Annotated in this window: 17 protein-coding genes; 6 read left to right on the top strand and 11 right to left on the bottom strand. The window is 69.5% G+C overall.

What is annotated here, in order from left to right; translation table 11 throughout:
* On the top strand, positions 1–732 hold the full coding sequence (gene narI / locus IU476_RS04825; protein WP_438943976.1) for a respiratory nitrate reductase subunit gamma: 732 nt from the start codon (positions 1–3) through the stop codon (positions 730–732).
* A 26-nt stretch (positions 733–758) separates the two neighbouring features.
* Here the strand turns inward: narI and IU476_RS04820 are convergent, their stop codons facing one another.
* Positions 759–1,580, bottom strand: coding sequence for an NAD(P)H-binding protein (locus tag IU476_RS04820; protein ID WP_195096857.1), 822 nt, complete (start codon positions 1,578–1,580; stop codon positions 759–761).
* Positions 1,581–1,619: 39 nt separating this feature from the next.
* Entirely contained in the window at positions 1,620–2,273 is a 654-nt protein-coding gene (locus IU476_RS04815; RefSeq protein WP_195096854.1) for a hypothetical protein, read from the bottom strand.
* 104 nt (positions 2,274–2,377) lie between these two features.
* On the opposite strand from IU476_RS04815, the gene IU476_RS36980 reads away from it, so the two are divergent.
* Positions 2,378–3,100, top strand: coding sequence for a 3-keto-5-aminohexanoate cleavage protein (locus tag IU476_RS36980; protein WP_195096852.1), 723 nt, complete (start codon positions 2,378–2,380; stop codon positions 3,098–3,100).
* Between the two features lie 73 nt (positions 3,101–3,173).
* Here IU476_RS36980 and IU476_RS04805 read toward each other — a convergent pair whose 3' ends face one another.
* Positions 3,174–3,467, bottom strand: a complete 294-nt coding sequence (locus tag IU476_RS04805; RefSeq protein WP_195096843.1) for a hypothetical protein — start codon at positions 3,465–3,467, stop codon at positions 3,174–3,176.
* A 145-nt stretch (positions 3,468–3,612) separates the two neighbouring features.
* Here IU476_RS04805 and IU476_RS04800 point away from each other — a divergent pair, with 145 nt between their 5' ends.
* Positions 3,613–4,410, top strand: a complete 798-nt coding sequence (locus IU476_RS04800; protein WP_195096841.1) for a helix-turn-helix domain-containing protein — start codon at positions 3,613–3,615, stop codon at positions 4,408–4,410.
* Positions 4,407–4,607: a DUF397 domain-containing protein gene (locus IU476_RS04795; protein ID WP_324193865.1), complete on the top strand. Its 201-nt coding sequence runs from the start codon at positions 4,407–4,409 to the stop codon at positions 4,605–4,607. Before IU476_RS04800 ends, IU476_RS04795 begins: the two co-directional genes overlap by 4 nt.
* Positions 4,608–4,687: 80 nt before the next feature.
* On the opposite strand, the gene IU476_RS04790 is transcribed toward IU476_RS04795, so the two are convergent.
* Complete coding sequence (locus tag IU476_RS04790) at positions 4,688–5,278, bottom strand: TetR/AcrR family transcriptional regulator (RefSeq protein WP_195096836.1); 591 nt, start codon at positions 5,276–5,278, stop codon at positions 4,688–4,690.
* A gap of 121 nt (positions 5,279–5,399) precedes the next feature.
* Here IU476_RS04790 and IU476_RS04785 point away from each other — a divergent pair, with 121 nt between their 5' ends.
* Entirely contained in the window at positions 5,400–6,356 is a 957-nt protein-coding gene (locus IU476_RS04785) for an SDR family oxidoreductase (protein ID WP_195096834.1), read from the top strand.
* A gap of 6 nt (positions 6,357–6,362) precedes the next feature.
* Here IU476_RS04785 and IU476_RS04780 read toward each other — a convergent pair whose 3' ends face one another.
* Positions 6,363–6,734 (bottom strand): VOC family protein, encoded by a 372-nt coding sequence (locus IU476_RS04780; RefSeq protein ID WP_195096833.1) that lies wholly within the window; start codon positions 6,732–6,734, stop codon positions 6,363–6,365.
* Positions 6,731–7,723, bottom strand: a complete 993-nt coding sequence (locus IU476_RS04775; RefSeq protein WP_195096832.1) for a helix-turn-helix transcriptional regulator — start codon at positions 7,721–7,723, stop codon at positions 6,731–6,733. The genes IU476_RS04780 and IU476_RS04775 overlap by 4 nt, the downstream gene beginning before the upstream one ends.
* Before the next feature lie 61 nt (positions 7,724–7,784).
* Here IU476_RS04775 and IU476_RS04770 point away from each other — a divergent pair, with 61 nt between their 5' ends.
* A complete protein-coding gene (locus IU476_RS04770; RefSeq protein WP_195096831.1) occupies positions 7,785–8,921 on the top strand; it encodes an epoxide hydrolase family protein in 1,137 nt (378 codons plus the stop codon).
* Positions 8,922–8,935: 14 nt separating this feature from the next.
* Here the strand turns inward: IU476_RS04770 and IU476_RS04765 are convergent, their stop codons facing one another.
* Genes IU476_RS04765 through nuoK form a run of 5 tightly spaced genes read right to left on the bottom strand, consistent with a single transcriptional unit; the run spans position 8,936 to position 15,539 of the window.
* Positions 8,936–10,036 (bottom strand): PLP-dependent cysteine synthase family protein, encoded by a 1,101-nt coding sequence (locus IU476_RS04765; protein ID WP_324193864.1) that lies wholly within the window; start codon positions 10,034–10,036, stop codon positions 8,936–8,938.
* A gap of 39 nt (positions 10,037–10,075) precedes the next feature.
* The gene (gene nuoN / locus IU476_RS04760; protein ID WP_195096830.1) at positions 10,076–11,701 is read right to left on the bottom strand and encodes an NADH-quinone oxidoreductase subunit NuoN; all 1,626 of its coding nucleotides are present in this window, start codon (positions 11,699–11,701) and stop codon (positions 10,076–10,078) included.
* Positions 11,702–11,738: 37 nt separating this feature from the next.
* Positions 11,739–13,358 carry an NADH-quinone oxidoreductase subunit M gene (locus IU476_RS04755; protein ID WP_195096829.1) on the bottom strand — a complete coding sequence of 540 codons (1,620 nt, stop codon included), beginning with the start codon at positions 13,356–13,358 and terminating at the stop codon, positions 11,739–11,741.
* Positions 13,355–15,238, bottom strand: coding sequence for an NADH-quinone oxidoreductase subunit L (gene nuoL / locus IU476_RS04750; RefSeq protein WP_195096828.1), 1,884 nt, complete (start codon positions 15,236–15,238; stop codon positions 13,355–13,357). Before nuoL ends, IU476_RS04755 begins: the two co-directional genes overlap by 4 nt.
* A 1-nt stretch (position 15,239) precedes the next feature.
* Complete coding sequence (nuoK, locus tag IU476_RS04745; RefSeq protein WP_040748232.1) at positions 15,240–15,539, bottom strand: NADH-quinone oxidoreductase subunit NuoK; 300 nt, start codon at positions 15,537–15,539, stop codon at positions 15,240–15,242.
* Positions 15,540–15,541 lie beyond the last annotated feature (2 nt).

Genomic DNA, 15,541 nt, shown 5'->3' with positions numbered 1-15,541 from the left:
CTGAGCGCCGCGGACATTCTGCTGTGGGTCGCCGTGCCGTACGCGGCGCTCGGGATCTGCGTGGTCGGCCACGTGTGGCGGTATCGCTACGACAAGTTCGGCTGGACCACCCGCTCGTCGCAGCTGTACGAGAACCGGCTGCTGCGGCTGGGCAGCCCGCTGTTCCACTACGGGATCGTGCTCGTGGTCCTCGGGCACGTGCTGGGCCTGGTGCTGCCGGAGTCGTGGACCGACGCGGTCGGGGTGAGCGAAAGCACGTATCACATAGTGTCTTTCACGCTGGGCACCGTCGCCGGTGTGGCGACCGTGCTCGGCCTGGCCATCCTGATCTACCGGCGGCGCACGGTCGGCCCGGTGTTCTCGGCGACCACCCGCAACGACAAGATCATGTACGTGCTGCTGGGCGTGACCCTGGCGCTGGGCCTGGGCACGACGCTGTACTACACGCTCACCGACCAGGTGCACGACTACCGGCAGGACGTCGCTCCCTGGTTCCGTTCGCTGTTCTACTTCCGTCCCGAACCCGAACTGATGACCGACGCCCCGCTGGGCTTCCGCCTGCACGCGTTGGCGGCCTGCGCCCTCTTCGCCTTCTGGCCCTTCAGCCGGTTGGTGCACGTCTGGTCTGCTCCGGTCGGCTACCTCACCCGCCCCTACATCGTGTACCGGAGCAGGGACGAGGCGTTGGGCACCCACCGACCGCCGCGCGGCTGGGAACGCGTGGGGCAGTAAATATCTCGGTTGCGTTCAAGCGTCTGTCAGCGGAAGCTGTCGGCGTGCGCGGCGGCCCAGTCGGCGAAGGTGCGGGGCGGGCGGCCGGTGACTCGTTCGACGGTGTCGCGGACCACGGACTCGTCGATCGCGCCGTCGACGTAGAAATCGAAGAAGGCGTCGACGTACTCCGGCGAGGTGGTCGCCAGCATTTCGGCGCGCGTCTCGTCGTTGCTCAGTTCCACGCACGTCAGCGGGCGCGACAGCACCTGGCCGAGGATGGCGATCTGCTCGGCGGGCCGCAGCGCCTGCGGTCCGGTGGGCCACAGGATCTCGCCGCGGTGGTGGTCGGTCGTCAGCGCTCGCGCCGCGACGGCGGCCAGGTCGGCGGGATCGAGCACGGCGATCGGGACGGTCGGGAACTGCGCCCGGACCACATCACCGGCACGCAACTGCGGCAGCCAGCGCAACGCGTTCGACATGAACGCCGACGGCCGCAGGATCGTCCAGGACAGCCCGGAGTCGGTCACTTCCTGCTCGGAGGCGGCCATGTAGCGGGTGACGGCGTTGCTGTCGTGACCGGTGCCCGCCGACGTCCCCGACAGCAGCACGATGTGCCGCACACCCGACTTCGCCGCCGCAGCAACGACTCCGGGGTAGCCCGGCAGGACGAACGCGGCCCGCACACCGTCGAACGCGTCGGCCAGGGACTCAGGGGCGGTGAGATCCCCGGCTACCGCGTCCACACCGGACGGCAGGGCCGCTCGCGCCGGATCGCGCACCAAGGCGCGCACGGACTCACCCGCCTCGGCGAGGTTCGCGACGAGTGCGGAGCCGATATTGCCGGTCGCGCCGGTCACCAGAAACATTGCCGTACCTGTCTTTTCACTTGTCATGCCGGGTGTCTGCTATTGCTGCGGCCACTGCGGAGGCGGCTGCTGCTGGCCGGGGAACCCGGCGGGTGGCTGCCCGCCCATCGGGGGTTGCGGCCAAACGTTCGGGGGCGGGGGCGGTTGCTGTGGCCACCCGCCCGCACCGGGCGGCTGGGCGCTCGCAGGTCCGGAGGCCGAGGCGAAGACGAGCGCGCCGATGGCGGCGAGGGCGGCGAGCGCTGCGGGAATCAGCAGCCACGCACCGTGATTCAGCAACGCGTCGATATCGCTGACGTCGATGATGTTGAAGAGGTAACCGAAGCTCGGAGCGGCGATCATGCCCGCCCCGACCGCGGCGATCACCCGCCCGGTCGGCGGCCGCGCTCCGGAGAGCAGCACGATCCCACCCGCTCCGGCAACGATCACGGAGAGGAAGGAGATCACATCAGACCAGAAGAAATGCCCGAGACCGATCATCCACCAGATGGTGCGCACCAGGAACAGGAACGCCGCCACCAACACCGCCACGGCCGCCAGCATGTCGGTGGAGCTGCGCGTGCCGCTCGGGCGCTGTGGCCCCCACCCGGGCGTCGGCTGCCACCCCGGCCCTCCACCAGCCGCGCCCCATCCCTGGCCGGGCGGCCCCGCCGGGTTGTTCGGCGGCGGTCCGGGCGGGAACGGTTGGCCCATGCGTAGCACTCCCTCGTTGAACGGCGACTCGAAGCAGACTATGCGATCCCGGCGGCCGAGGCGGCGTGAGCGCGACGAATCGCGGTAGGCGTTACGATCGCGCTGTGCTCCAGGTATGCCTGAACGGCGCGCGCCGGCGAGCGGACTGCCCCGGCCTTCCGGTCACCGCGGCGGAACTGGCCGTCGCGGCCCGCGCCGCCGTGGACGCCGGAGCCGAGGATATTCATCTGCACCCCAAGGATTCCCACGGCCGCGACACCCTCAACGCGGCCGCGGTCGCCCAGGTGCTCGACGCGGTGCGAACCGCGGTCCCGGGCATCCCGGTCGGCGTCACCACCGGCGCCTGGGCCGAACCGGATCCCCACCGCCGCGCCGAAGCCGTCCGCGCCTGGACCGTCCTCCCCGACCACGCCTCGGTGAACTGGCACGAACCCGGCGCGGACCTGGTCGCCGCCGCCCTCCTGGATATGGGCGTAGCCATCGAGGCCGGCCTGTACTCCGGCACCGACGGCCCGGACCACTTCCGCCGCTCCCCGCACGCCCCCCACGTCCTGCGCATCCTCGCCGAGGTCGTCGACACCGACCCCGCCACCGCCGAACCCGCCGCCCGAGCCCTCCTCGCCCAACTGGGCGCCGACCTCCCCGCCCCCGTCCTCCTCCACGGCGAAAACGAAAGCGCCTGGCCCGTCCTCCGCCTGGCCGCCCGCCTCAACCTCGACACCCGCATCGGCCTCGAGGACGTCCTCCACGACGAGGACGGAAAACCCGTGCAGGACAACGCAACCCTCGTCCAAGCCGCCCGCGCGGTAATCACCACGCACACCTAACGGTCCGGCCACCACACCGCCCACAGCAGCACCAGCCCCGGAACAGCGACCACAACGACAAACCCCACTGTCATCACGAGCGAATCGCCCAACGCGTGAAAGACATTCGCGGCGAGACGATCTCCACATCGGCGGCGTGCATCACCGCGTTCAGCATGAGAACGCTCAAATGCTCCGGGGATGGCGTGATCACGGCGTCGACATCGGCCGACCGTACCTGATCGACGATCGGGATGAAGGACGGCTCCGGCCAGACCACGGAGTAGCCGAGATGTCGCGCCAGTCTCTGGACCTGGGCGCGGTCCCACGCAAGTGACCTGCTGACATCCGGATCGACATGCCCTAGCGCGGTTGGTCGCGGCCGCATCGGCGCTCCTTCGTGAGTGTGGTCGGGAGAAGCCACTACTCGGATGCAGATGCGGAAATGTCGATGTTCCGGTTGTGGCTGCACCAATGCTTCTCGCAGTTGGCGTTCCGCTCCACGGGAGTCAAGGAGAACCTATGATGCGTTCATGCGACGGGACAGACTCATCGAAGTTCGGAAGTCCGTTGGCAAGAACCAAGAGCAGATCGCGGAAGCTGTGCGGGTCGACCGCACTACAGTCGGAAAATGGGAGCGGGGCGAGAGCACGCCGCAACCGAACCAGCGCGCGGCGTACGCTGAGGCGTTGGGCATCACCGTTCAAGAGTTGAGCGCGATGCTGACGAGCATCCCACAGGGAGAAGGCGAGATGCCCGCCTGGTTGTCGACCTATCTGGGAATGGAACAGAGCTCCACCCGTATCCGGGCATATGAGCCTCGGTGCGTGTACGGCCTCCTGCAGATCACGCCGTATATCGAGGACATCGTGAGTCACGTCAGCTACGACGGGGTGTCGCCTTCGTACATTCAGCGCACTGTAGAGACGCGGCACAACAGGCAGAAGCGTGTCCTCAGTGGCGAAGTCGAGTTGGATCTGGTGCAGCCGGAGTCGGCGCTCAGGCTCCGAATCGGAACTCCGGCGGTCATGCAGGAGCAGCTACAGACGATGGTCGAACTGTCAGAACTTCCGAACGTCACACTTCGAGTGACGACGTTCGATGCCGGGCAGTACGAAGCGCGAAGGCTCGGCGGGTTCGGCATCTTGTACCACCCTTGGGGGACTCCTCAGGTGCATATAGAGGGCTACGGGGGCGGCAGATTCATCAACGATGCCGAGGAAGTGAACTACTTCCAGGGCGTGTTCGAACACGCGACGCGCGTGGCGCTGACTCCGACTGCCACCCGGAAGTTCATCGCCGGTTTGGCGAAGGAATGGAGAGAAAAGTGAACGCAGAAAATCTCGAATGGCGAGTATCGAGCTTCTCGGACAACGGAACTTGCGTAGAGGTGGCAGGCTTGCCCGACGGCGGCGTGCTGATCCGCAACTCCAATGCCCGTGATGTCGGGACGCTCGCGTTCACGCGGGCAGAGTTTTCCGCCTGGATCAGGGGGTGCGCCACCGGAGAGTTCGACGACCTGGTGTAATCGGCGAGCTCACGCTGAAACTCCTGTGGCGGAGCTCAATCCAGATCATCTTCGCCGACGGAGGCGCGGAGACAGCCCTGTCAGCGTTCGGAGCCTGCCTGCACCGGCACCTCGGCCGCGGAGAGGCTGCGCAGGTCCCGGAAGGCCCCGGAGAGATGCGCGTCCAGACCGTCCGCGGGTTCGTCGAGCCAGGCTTGGACCGCGTGTTGATAGGCGGCCCAGCCGGTCCGGGCGGCCAGGCCGGCCGGACCCGCATCGATGCCGCGCTGTCGCAGCGCCTCCGCCACGGCATCGGTGAGCCATGCGTGCTTGGCCAGCTCGCGTTCGCGCAGTGCCGGGGTGACCGCGATGACTTTCCATCGGGGATCGGAGAACGGGCGGTTGCGTTCCAGATTCCGAGCGGTCTTCCGGAAGGCGCACAGCAGCACCTCGAAAGGGCTCAGTCCCTGGGGCGCTTCGGCAATCGCCTGCATCAGCGCGGTCCGTAGGTCGGCTTCGCCGTCGAAGAGCACCTCGCGTTTGTCGGGGAAGTGCCGGAAGAAGGTGCGCTCGTTGACTCCGGCCCGGGCCGCGATCTCCGCCGCCGTGGTCTGGTCGAACCCTTGTATCCGGTACAGCTCCAGGGCCGCCTGTTGCAGGCGGCGACGCACCTCTGCTCCGCTTCGTGGCATTCTCCGAGCCTACCGCGATGTGTCAGTGACTGGCGTCACGTTGCGTCAGCGACTGGCGCTACGGGTAGTGTCAGTCACTGGCACTACTTGATGCCAGTGAATGGCATAAAACGGAGGTTCCATGCACGTCTTCGTCACCGGCGGCTCCGGCCAGACCGGACCCGCCGTCGTCACCGAACTCATCCAGGCCGGCCACACCGTGACCGCGCTGGCTCGCTCCGACTCCGCCGCTGCCCGGCTGGAATCGTTGGGCGCGACACCGCATCGTGGCTCGCTGGACGACCTCGACAGCCTGCGTCGCGGCGCGGCAGCCTCCGACGGCGTCCTACATATGGCCTATGGGGGCGACTACGCTGATCCCGATGACCTCATCCGCCGCGACTGCGCCGCGATCGAGGCGCTCGGGCAGCCGCTGGCCGGGTCCGGTAAGCCGCTCGTCAGCACCTCGGGCACCTTGGTCACCAGGGCCGGACGGGTCAGCACCGAGCAGGAGGCACCGGACCCCGATTCGGTCGCCGCGTTCCGCATCGCGGGCGAGCGGACCTGCCTGAGCCTCGCCCGGACGGGTGTGCGAGCCAACGTTGTGCGACTCGCGCCGACCGTGCACGGACCCGGCGACTACGGATTCATCCCGGCTCTCATTGCGGCCGCGCGCAGAGCGGGCGTCTCGGCCTACATCGGCGACGGCGCCAATCGGTGGCCGGCGGTCCACCGCGCGGACGCCTCGGTCTTGTTCCGGCTGGCGCTGGAGAAGGCTCCCGCCGGCAGCGTGCTCCACGGCGTCGGCGAAAGCGCGGTCACGATCAGAAGCATCGCGGAGCAGATCGCGCACATGCTCGACATCCCCACCGTGTCGCTGACCCTCGAACAGGCCGCCACGCATCTCGGAAACCCGTTCCTGGCCCGATTCTTCTCCCTCGACGTCCCGGTCTCCAGCGCACACACCCGCGGGCTGCTGGGGTGGACGCCCGAACACGCGACATTGCTCGACGACATGCGGACCGGCGACTACTTCACTCCACAGGCCAGCATCCGGGCCGACCAGGTATGGCTGCCGCACGGCTCGCACGAGCGCTGAAAGCCCTTATGGCGGAGCTCCATCCAGGTCGTAGGCGGTGGGGTGGTGGGGTTGGTACAAACCGATCTCACCCGCGCCGGGGACTCTCAGGGTGGTGACGGTGCCCCAGCCTGCCTCGGTGATCTCGCCCGTGAATTCGACGCCCGCAGCGGTGAGTTCAGCGATCGTCGCGGGGAGGTCGTCGCACATCAGGTACAGGTCGAGGCGGCCGCTGCCGGGTTCGTCGGAGGGGTGTACGGCCAATTCGGCGGGTGGGGAGCGGAAGATGAGCCAGCCGTGGCCGGCGTCGACGTTCGGGAGGCCGAGGACGTCGCGGAAGAAGGCTCGGGCCCGGTCGGGGTCGGTGGCGTGGATGATGGTGTGCGCACCGGTGATCATGGGTTCAGGCTACTGCTCACGGCCTGAATGTCGTGCTGTGCGGGCAGCGCGGCGCGGCACCGGTCGCTCAGCGCGCGAACGGCTTCGACGAGTTCCGGCGGCTCGTGGACGGTGAAGTCGACGTCCAGTGAGGTGATCATCCAGGTCAGCGACCACGGCGAGTCGGCGCCCACGTGCAGCAGGCAGGAGGTGTCGTCGACTGCCTCGAGGACGCCCATGCCTGGCCAGATCCGGTCGGTGAGTTCGGCGGCCGGGCGGTGCAGCGTGACCGTCGCCCGCCACGTCCACGCCTCCTCGGACAGCCGCCGCGACAGGTAGGCGACGACGTCGCCGCCGGGCAGCTCGCGCGGCGTGAAGCGCGGACCGGTCGGCGTCTTCGGCCGCAGCCGGTCCACCCGGAACGAGCGCCAGTCCGCCCGTGCCACATCCCACGCGACCAGATACCAATGCCGCCTGACATTGACCACCGCGACCGGCTCGGTGTCCCGGATCGTTTGCCGCCCAGCGTGATCGGTGTAGTCGAAGCGCAGCCGCTCGCGCCGGTCACAGGCCTCGGACAGGGCGATCAAGGTCTCGGGATCGACCCGCGGCGCGTCGTCGCCCACCCGCACCAGCGAACGCTGCAACGTGGCGAGCCGGTGCCGCAGCCGCGACGGCAGCAATTGCTCGAGCTTCGCCAGCGACCGCAGGGACGCCTGCTCGATCCCGGCGACGGTGCCACCGGCGACCGTGCGCAGCCCGACCGCGACGGCCAGCGCCTCCTCGTCGTCGAGCAACAGCGGCGGCACCGCCGACCCCGCACCCAGCCGATATCCGGCGGTGCCCTGCTCGGCGTGCACCGGATAACCCAGCGCCCGCAGCCGTTCGACGTCGCGGCGCACGGTCCGGGCGCTGACGCCGAGCCGTTCGGCGAGGTCCGTACCCGAACGGTCGCGCTGTTCCTGCAGCAGCGACAACAGTCGCAACAGACGAGCGGAGGTCTCGAGCATGACCCCAGCATGCCGCACACTTAGGACCGATACCGGCCTAACCGCCCGTTAGCGTGCCGGTATGACCGCTCTCCAGCCCTTCCGCATCGCCGTCCCGCAACCCGCTCTCGACGACCTCGCCGCCCGCCTCGCCGCCGCCCGCTGGCCCGCGGAACTGCCCGGCGTCGGCTGGGAGTACGGCATTCCGACGAGCTACGTCCGCGAACTCGCCGAGTACTGGCGCGACGGCTTCGATTGGCGACGACAGGAGGAAGCCCTCAACGCGCACCCCCAGTTCGTCACCGAAATCGACGGGCAGCGAATGCATTTCACGCACGTCCGCTCGGCGCAGCCGGACGCGCTGCCCCTGGTGCTCGTGCACGGCTGGCCCTTCGCCGACTTCCGGAACCTGATCGGCCCGCTCACCGACCCCACCGCGCACGGGGGAACCGCCGCCGATGCGTTCGACGTGGTGATCCCGACTTTGCCCGGCTTCGGTTTCTCCGGCCCGACGCGAGCGCCGGGGGAGGCCGCGACGGAACGCTCCGCCGAACTGATCGCGCAACTCATGGCGCGACTGGACTACCCGCGCTACGGCATCCAGGGCGGCGACGCCGGATCCTTCATCGCCCCGCAGGTGGGCCGCATCGACACCGAACACGTAGCCGGCGTCCACCTCAACGACCCGATCACCATCCCCGCCTGGGACGACGACGGCTCGGACTACAGCGCCGAAGACCGGGAGACCCTGGCCGAACTCCAGAACTGGAACAGCTCGCAGACCTCCGGCTACGCGAGCATGCACGCCACCCGCCCGCAAACACTCGCTCCCGCGCTCAACGACTCACCCGCGGGCCTGCTCGCCTGGGTCCTCGACGTCGTACACACCTACATGGACCCGTCCAAGAGCCTCCCCGACGAGGCCATCGACCGCGACCTGCTCCTCACCGACCTCAGTATCCTCTGGTTCACCGAAACGATCGGCTCCTCGATGCTGCTGTACAAGGAATCCCAGCAGTGGGGCGCCGACCTCCCGAGTTCCGGCGTCCCCACCGGTGCCGCGGTCTTCCCGAGCGCCCGCACCCTCCGCGGCCTCGCCGAGAAGCAGCACAACATCGTGCACTGGTCGACCTTCGACCGCGGCGGTCACTTCGCCCCCATGGAAACCCCGGACCTGCTCCTGCAAGACCTGCGCACGTTCTTCCGCGAACTGCGCTGAGCAGGACTCCGTGCTCAGGCCGACGCGGGGAGATCCCACTGCCCGGTGGCGGTGAAGCGTTCCAGCGCCGCCCGCGGCTCCCGCAGGTCCCAGCCCTGCGCGGACACCCAGCCGTCGTCGAAGTAGGTGTCCGCATAGGGCGAGCCCGAATCACCCTGTACGACAACTATCGTGCCGCGCTGCCCGGCTTCGCGCAGGCGCGCGGCCAGGTGCAAGGCCCCGTACAGGCAGGTGCCGGTGGACGGCCCGGCGGCGCGCCCGGTGACCGCACGCAGATATCGCATGGTCGCGACGCTCGCCGGGTCGGCGACGGGAATGACCAGATCGATCACGTCGGGATCGAACGCGGGCTCGATGCGCGGCCGCCCGATGCCTTCGATCCTCGACGGCATCCCGGTGGCGAAGTCGGGACAGTCGGCGACCCAGCCGGGGAAATACGCCGAATGCTCCGGGTCCACGACGGCTAGGCGCGTGGCATGTCCGTGCTTGCGCAGATAGCGCCCGATCGCCCGGGAGGTCGCTCCGGTCCCGACGCCGACCACGATCCAGGTGGGGACCGGGTGCCCGCCGCGTTCGCAGTCGCGCAGGATCTCCGGCGCGAGGCCCGGCTCGCCGCGGTCGACCGCGGCACCCGACGCACGCAGATGGTCGATGTAGTAGCCGCCGGTCTCGGCCGCCAGTTCGGCCGCCTTCTCGTACACGGCCAGCGGCGGCTCCACCAGGTGACACGTCCCGCCCTGGTCTCGAATCCGGGCCAGCTTCGCCGGCGCGGTCCGACGCGGGACGACCGCCGTGAAGGACAGCCCGAGCAGCGCGGCGAAATGTGCTTCGGACACAGCCAGATTGCCGCTCGTCGCGTCGATCAGCGCGGTGCCCGCGCTGATCCGTCCGCGTCGAAGCCCGTCGGTGATGAGGCTGCGCGCGAGACCGTACTTCAAGCTTCCGGTCGGCCGCCGCGACTCGTCCTTGATCAGCAACGAGACCGCGCCGTCCCCCGGAAGCGGGAACCGATACATCGGAGTGGGCTGCTCGGCCGCGCGAGTGCGCGAGAGGGCGGACAATGCCGATCGCGCCCACGCGCCCGGGCCGGGCCCCGACTCGAGCTCGCTCACCACGACGGCAGTGTATCGGGCGGCGTCACCGGGCGACCCGCCTCAGCGCACGAAAACCGTTGCGCGGTCGGCCATGTCGAGCAGGGGCTGGGGCAGGATGCCGAGGACGAAGGTCGCGGCGGCGGAAACGGTGATGACCGCGGTGGTCACCGGCGGGGTGACGATCCGCGGCGCGTCGGCGGGCGGGTCGGTGAAGAACATCAGCACGATCACGCGGATGTAGAAGAACGCCGCGATCGCGCTGGCGATGACACCCACGATCACCAGCGCGGTCGCGCCGCCGGTGGCCGCGGCGGAGAACACGGCGAACTTGCTGACGAAACCACTGGTGAGCGGGATGCCGGCCATCGACAGCAGGAACAGCGCGACGATCGTCGCCAGCCAGGGGGAGCGGCGGCCCAGTCCCGCCCACGCGGACAGCGCGGTGGCCTCGTCACCGTCGGCGTCGCGCACCAGGGTCACCGCGGCGAACGCGCCGACCGTCGTGATGCCGTAGGCGGCGAGATAGAACAGCACCGACGACGTGCCCGCGGAGTTGGCGGCCACCAGCGCGGTGAGCAGGAAACCGGCATGGGCCACAGACGAATACGCCAGGATGCGCTTCATGTCGGTCTGCGTCACCGCCATGATCGCGCCGATCAGCATCGTGGCCAGCGAGATCGCCGCGAGGATGGGCCGCCAGTCGTCGCGCAGGCCCGGCACCGCGACCTGCAACAGCCGCAGCAGGGCACCGACCGCCGCGATCTTCGTGGCCGCCGCCATCAGCGCCGTCACCGGGGTCGGCGCCCCCTCGTACACGTCGGGCACCCAGGACTGGAACGGCACCGCGCCGATCTTGAACAGCAGCCCGACCGCCAGCATCGCCACGCCCAGCAAGGCCAGTGTCTGCGAGCCGGTGTCGCGGGCCGCCACGTCGGCGATCCCGGCGAAGTTCACGGTGCCCGCGTACCCGTACAGCAGCGCCATGCCGTAGAGGAAGAACGCCGAGGAGAACGCGCCGAGCAGGAAGTACTTCAGCGCCGCCTCCTGCGACAGCAGCCGCCGCCGGCGCGCCAGCCCGCACAGCAGATACAGCGGCAGCGACAGCACCTCGAGCGCCACGAACATGGTCAGCAGATCGTTGGCGGCGGGAAACAGCAGCAGCCCGCCGACGGCGAACAGCGCCAGCGGAAACACCTCGGTGGTGGTGATTCCCGCACGCGCCGCGGCGATCTCGTCGGAGCTGCCCGGCACCGCGGCCGCCTGCGGGGTGAACGCGTCGACCGGCACGGTGGCACCGGCGGCTTGGGCCGCGGCCCGGCTCCACGTCCCCGGCCCCTCCCGGCGGACCCGCCGCAGCAGCGGATCGATGCCGCGCTCGGCCACCAGCAGCAGGCCCAGGATCGACACCACCAGGATGGCGCCCTGCAGGAACAGCGCCGCGTTGTCCACGGCCACCGCGCCGACGACGGCGGTCGTGCTCGTTCCGGCCAGGCCGATCACCGCGCCCAGCGCCACCCCGAGCCCGGCGAAGGCGAGCACCAGTTGCAGCCAGTACCGCCAGGAGCGCGGTGCGAACGCCTCCACGATCACCCCGGCGACGGCGGCGGCGAACACGATCAGCATCGGCGACAATTCGCTGTATTCGATCGACGGCGCCGAAACCGTCGCGGCGAGAACCTGATTCACTGGTCAGTACCTCCGCGGAGAGGGGTGCGGGCGAAAATCATTTGTGCGCACCGCCGTTCGGCGCGACGGCGGCCTCCTGCCGGGGCAGCGTCGGCGCCGGGTCGTGCTTGCCGATGGTGGTGAGCGTGGTCGCCACGGCCGGATTGATGCGGTCCAGCACCGGTTTCGGGTAGGCACCCAGGAACAGCAGCGCCACGATCAGCGGCGCGACCACCACCAGTTCCCGCGGCAGCAGGTCGGTGAGCCGTTCGTTGCCCTCCTTGACCGGCCCGGTCATCATCCGCTGGTACAGCCACAGCACGTAGAGCGCCGCCAGCACCAGCGCGGCGGTCGCGAAGATCGCCGCCACCGGGTAGCGGGTGAAAGTGCCCACCAGCACCAGGAATTCGCTGACGAACGGCGCGAGCCCCGGCAGCGACAGCGTCGCGAGCCCGGCGATCAGGAAGGTCCCGGCCAGGATCGGCGCCACCTTCTGCACCCCGCCGAACGCGGCGATGGCGCGGGTTCCCCTGCGCGACACCAGGAATCCGGCGAGCAGGAACAGCGCGGCGGTGGAGATGCCGTGGTTGACCATGTAGAGGGTGGCGCCCGCGCCGCCCTGGTTGGTCATGGCGAAGATGCCGAGGATGATGAACCCGAAGTGCGAGATCGAGGTGTAGGCGATCAGCCGCATGACGTCGGTCTGCCCGATCGCCAGCAGCGCCCCGTACACGATGCCGATCACCGCGAGCGTGCTGATCAGCGGCGCGTAGGTGGTCGACGCCGACGGGAACAGCAGCAGGCAGTAGCGCAGCATGCCGAAGGTGCCGACCTTGTCCACCACCGCCATCATGAGCACCGCGCTGGCCGGGGTGGCCGAGACCGCGGCGCCGGGCAGCCAGGTGTGCAGCGGCCACAGCGGCGCCTTCACGGCGAACGCGAACATGAACCCGAGGAAGATCGCGTTGAGCACCGCCGGGCCCGCGCCGAGTTCGCCGGAGTTCGCGGCGGCCATGACGGCCCGGAAGTCGAAGGTCCCGCCGCCGTCGACGCCGAGGTTCTCCCGCGCGGTGAGCATGTACAGCCCGATCACCGCGGCCAGCATGATGAGCCCGCCGAACAGGTTGTACAGCAGGAACTTCACGGCCGCGCGGGCCCGCTGCTGCCGCAGCGCCGCGTCGTCGGTGCGGGGTCCGAAGCCGCCGATGAGGAAGTACATCGGGATCAGCATCACCTCGAAGAACACGTAGAACAGCAGAATGTCCAGCGAGGTGAACGAGATCAGCACCATGGCCTCGACGATCAGCGTGAGCGCCACGTAGACGTGCGCGACCCGCTGCCCGGTGCCGACCTCGCGGTCGTCGCGCCACCCGGCCAGGATCAGCAGCGGCACCAGGGCGGCGGTCAGCAGCACCAGCACCAGCGCGATGCCGTCGACGCCGAGGGTGTACCCGGCCCCGAAAGCCGGTATCCAGCGGTGCGATTCGACGAGCTGGAACTGCGCCCCGCCCGGTTCGAACCGCACCGCCACCACGATCCCCACCACCAGGGTGGCGACCGCGACCGCCAGCCCGGCCGACCGCGCCGCGGTCCGCCACGCGGCGGGCAGCACGAGCACCAGCACCGCGCCCGCCATGGGCAGCACCCACAGCGTCGTGAGCCACGGGAAAGAGTTCACAGCAACCTCACCGCCAGCAGGGCGGCGACCACCAGGGCCGCGCCGGTGAACATGGACAGGGCGTAGGACCGGACGAAACCGGTTTGCACGCGCCGGATTCGGGCCGACAGCCCGCCGATCACGGCGGCGGTCGTGTTGACCAGGCCGTCGATGCCGCGGTTGTCGACGAACACCAGCGACCGGGTCAGGTGCCGCCCGGGCCGCATGAACGCCGCCTCGTTGACGGCGTCGCCGTAGAGGTCGCGGCGAGCGGCGCGGGTGAGCGCCGACCCCTCCGGCGCGGTCTCGGGCACGGTCCGCGCGTACCGGGAGTAGGCCACCCCGACCCCCGCGGCGACCACCGCCAGCGCGAGCACGGTGATCGCCCACGCGGGAATCGCCGCCTCGCCGTGGTGGACGCCGACCACCGGCTCCAGCCAGTTCTGCAGCGAGGATCCCAGCACCAGCAGCCCGCCCGCGCCGACGGACCCGAAGGCCAGCAGGATCATCGGGCCGGTCATGACGGCGGGCGATTCGTGCGGGTGCGCGTCCTCGTGCCAGCGCCGCTCGCCGAAGAAGGTCAGCAGCATCACCCGCGTCATGTAGAACGCGGTGATGCCCGCGCCGAGCAGCGCCGCGATCCCGGTCACGACGCCGCCGACGCCCCCGAAGGCGAAGGCGGACTCGATGATCCGGTCCTTGGAGAAGAACCCGGAGAACGGCGGCACCCCGATGATCGCGAGGTAGCCGAGCCCGAAGGTGACGTAGGTGATCGGCATGACCTTGCGCAGCCCGCCGTAGCGGCGCATATCGGTCTCGTCGTTCATCCCGTGCATCACCGAGCCCGCGCCGAGGAACAGCCCGGCCTTGAAGAAGCCGTGCGTGAGCAGGTGCATGATGGCCGCCGCGTAGCCGATCGGCCCGAGCCCGGCCGCGAGCACCATGTATCCGATCTGGCTCATGGTGGAGGCGGCGAGTGCCTTCTTGATGTCGTCCTTGGCGCAGCCGATGATCGCGCCGAACAGCAGCGTCACCGCGCCGACCGTCATCACCGCCGCCCGCGCGCCGGGCGCGAGGTCGAAGATCGGTCCCGAGCGCGCGATCAGGTACACGCCGGCGGTCACCATGGTGGCGGCGTGGATGAGCGCCGACACCGGCGTCGGGCCCTCCATCGCGTCCCCGAGCCAGGACTGCAGCGGCACCTGCGCGGACTTGCCGCACGCGCCGAGCAGCAACAGCAGCCCGAGGGCGGTGAGCGTGCCCTCGCTCGCCTGCGGCGCCCCGGCGAACACCTGCCCGAAGTCCACCGACCCGAAGGTCGCGAACATGACGAACAGCGCGATCGCCAGCCCCATGTCGCCGACCCGGTTGACCACGAACGCTTTCTTGGCCGCCGTTGCGGCGGAAGGCTTCTCGTGCCAGAAGCCGATCAGCAGGTAGGACGCCAGGCCGACGCCCTCCCAGCCCAGATACAGCACCAGGTAGTTGTCGGCGAGGACCAGCACCAGCATGGCCGCCAGGAACAGGTTGAGGTAGGCGAAGAACCGGCGGCGCCCCGGATCGTGGCTCATGTAGCCGACCGAGTAGAGGTGGATCAGCGACCCGACCCCGGTGATCAGCAGCGCGAAGCACATCGACAGCTGATCGAGCCGCAGCGCGAAGTCGGCCTGCAACCCGGCCACCGGCACCCAGCCGAAGAAGCTGTGCGCGACGGGCCGGTCCGCGGCGGCGCGGCCGAGCATGTCGAAGAACGCCCAGCCCGCCACGGCGAACGAGGCGAGCGCCGTCGCGCAGCCGAGCCAGTGCCCCCAGGTATTGCTCGCGCGCCCGGCCAGCAGCAGGATCACCGCTCCGGCCAGCGGCAGGGCCGGCAGCAACCAGAGCGTCAGTGTGGTACCCACGTCAGTACTTCAGCAGGTTGGCGTCGTCGACCGAGGTCGAGCGGCGGGCGCGGAAGATGGTCATGATGATCGCCAGGCCGACGACGACCTCGGCGGCGGCGACCACCATCGTGAAGAAGGCGTACACCTGCCCGTCCAGGTTGGCCCGCTCGCGGGCGAAGGTGACGAAGGCCAGATTGACCGCGTTGAGCATCAGTTCGATGCACATGAACACCACGATCGCGTTGCGCCGCACCAGCACACCGGCCGCGCCGATGGTGAACAGCAGCGCGGACAGATACAGGTAGTTGTCCGGATTCACCG

This window comes from Nocardia blacklockiae, from assembly GCF_015477355.1.
GTDB lineage: Bacteria > Actinomycetota > Actinomycetes > Mycobacteriales > Mycobacteriaceae > Nocardia > Nocardia blacklockiae.
Note: the sequence above shows the minus strand (reverse complement) of the source record. Positions and strands in the feature narration are given on the sequence as shown.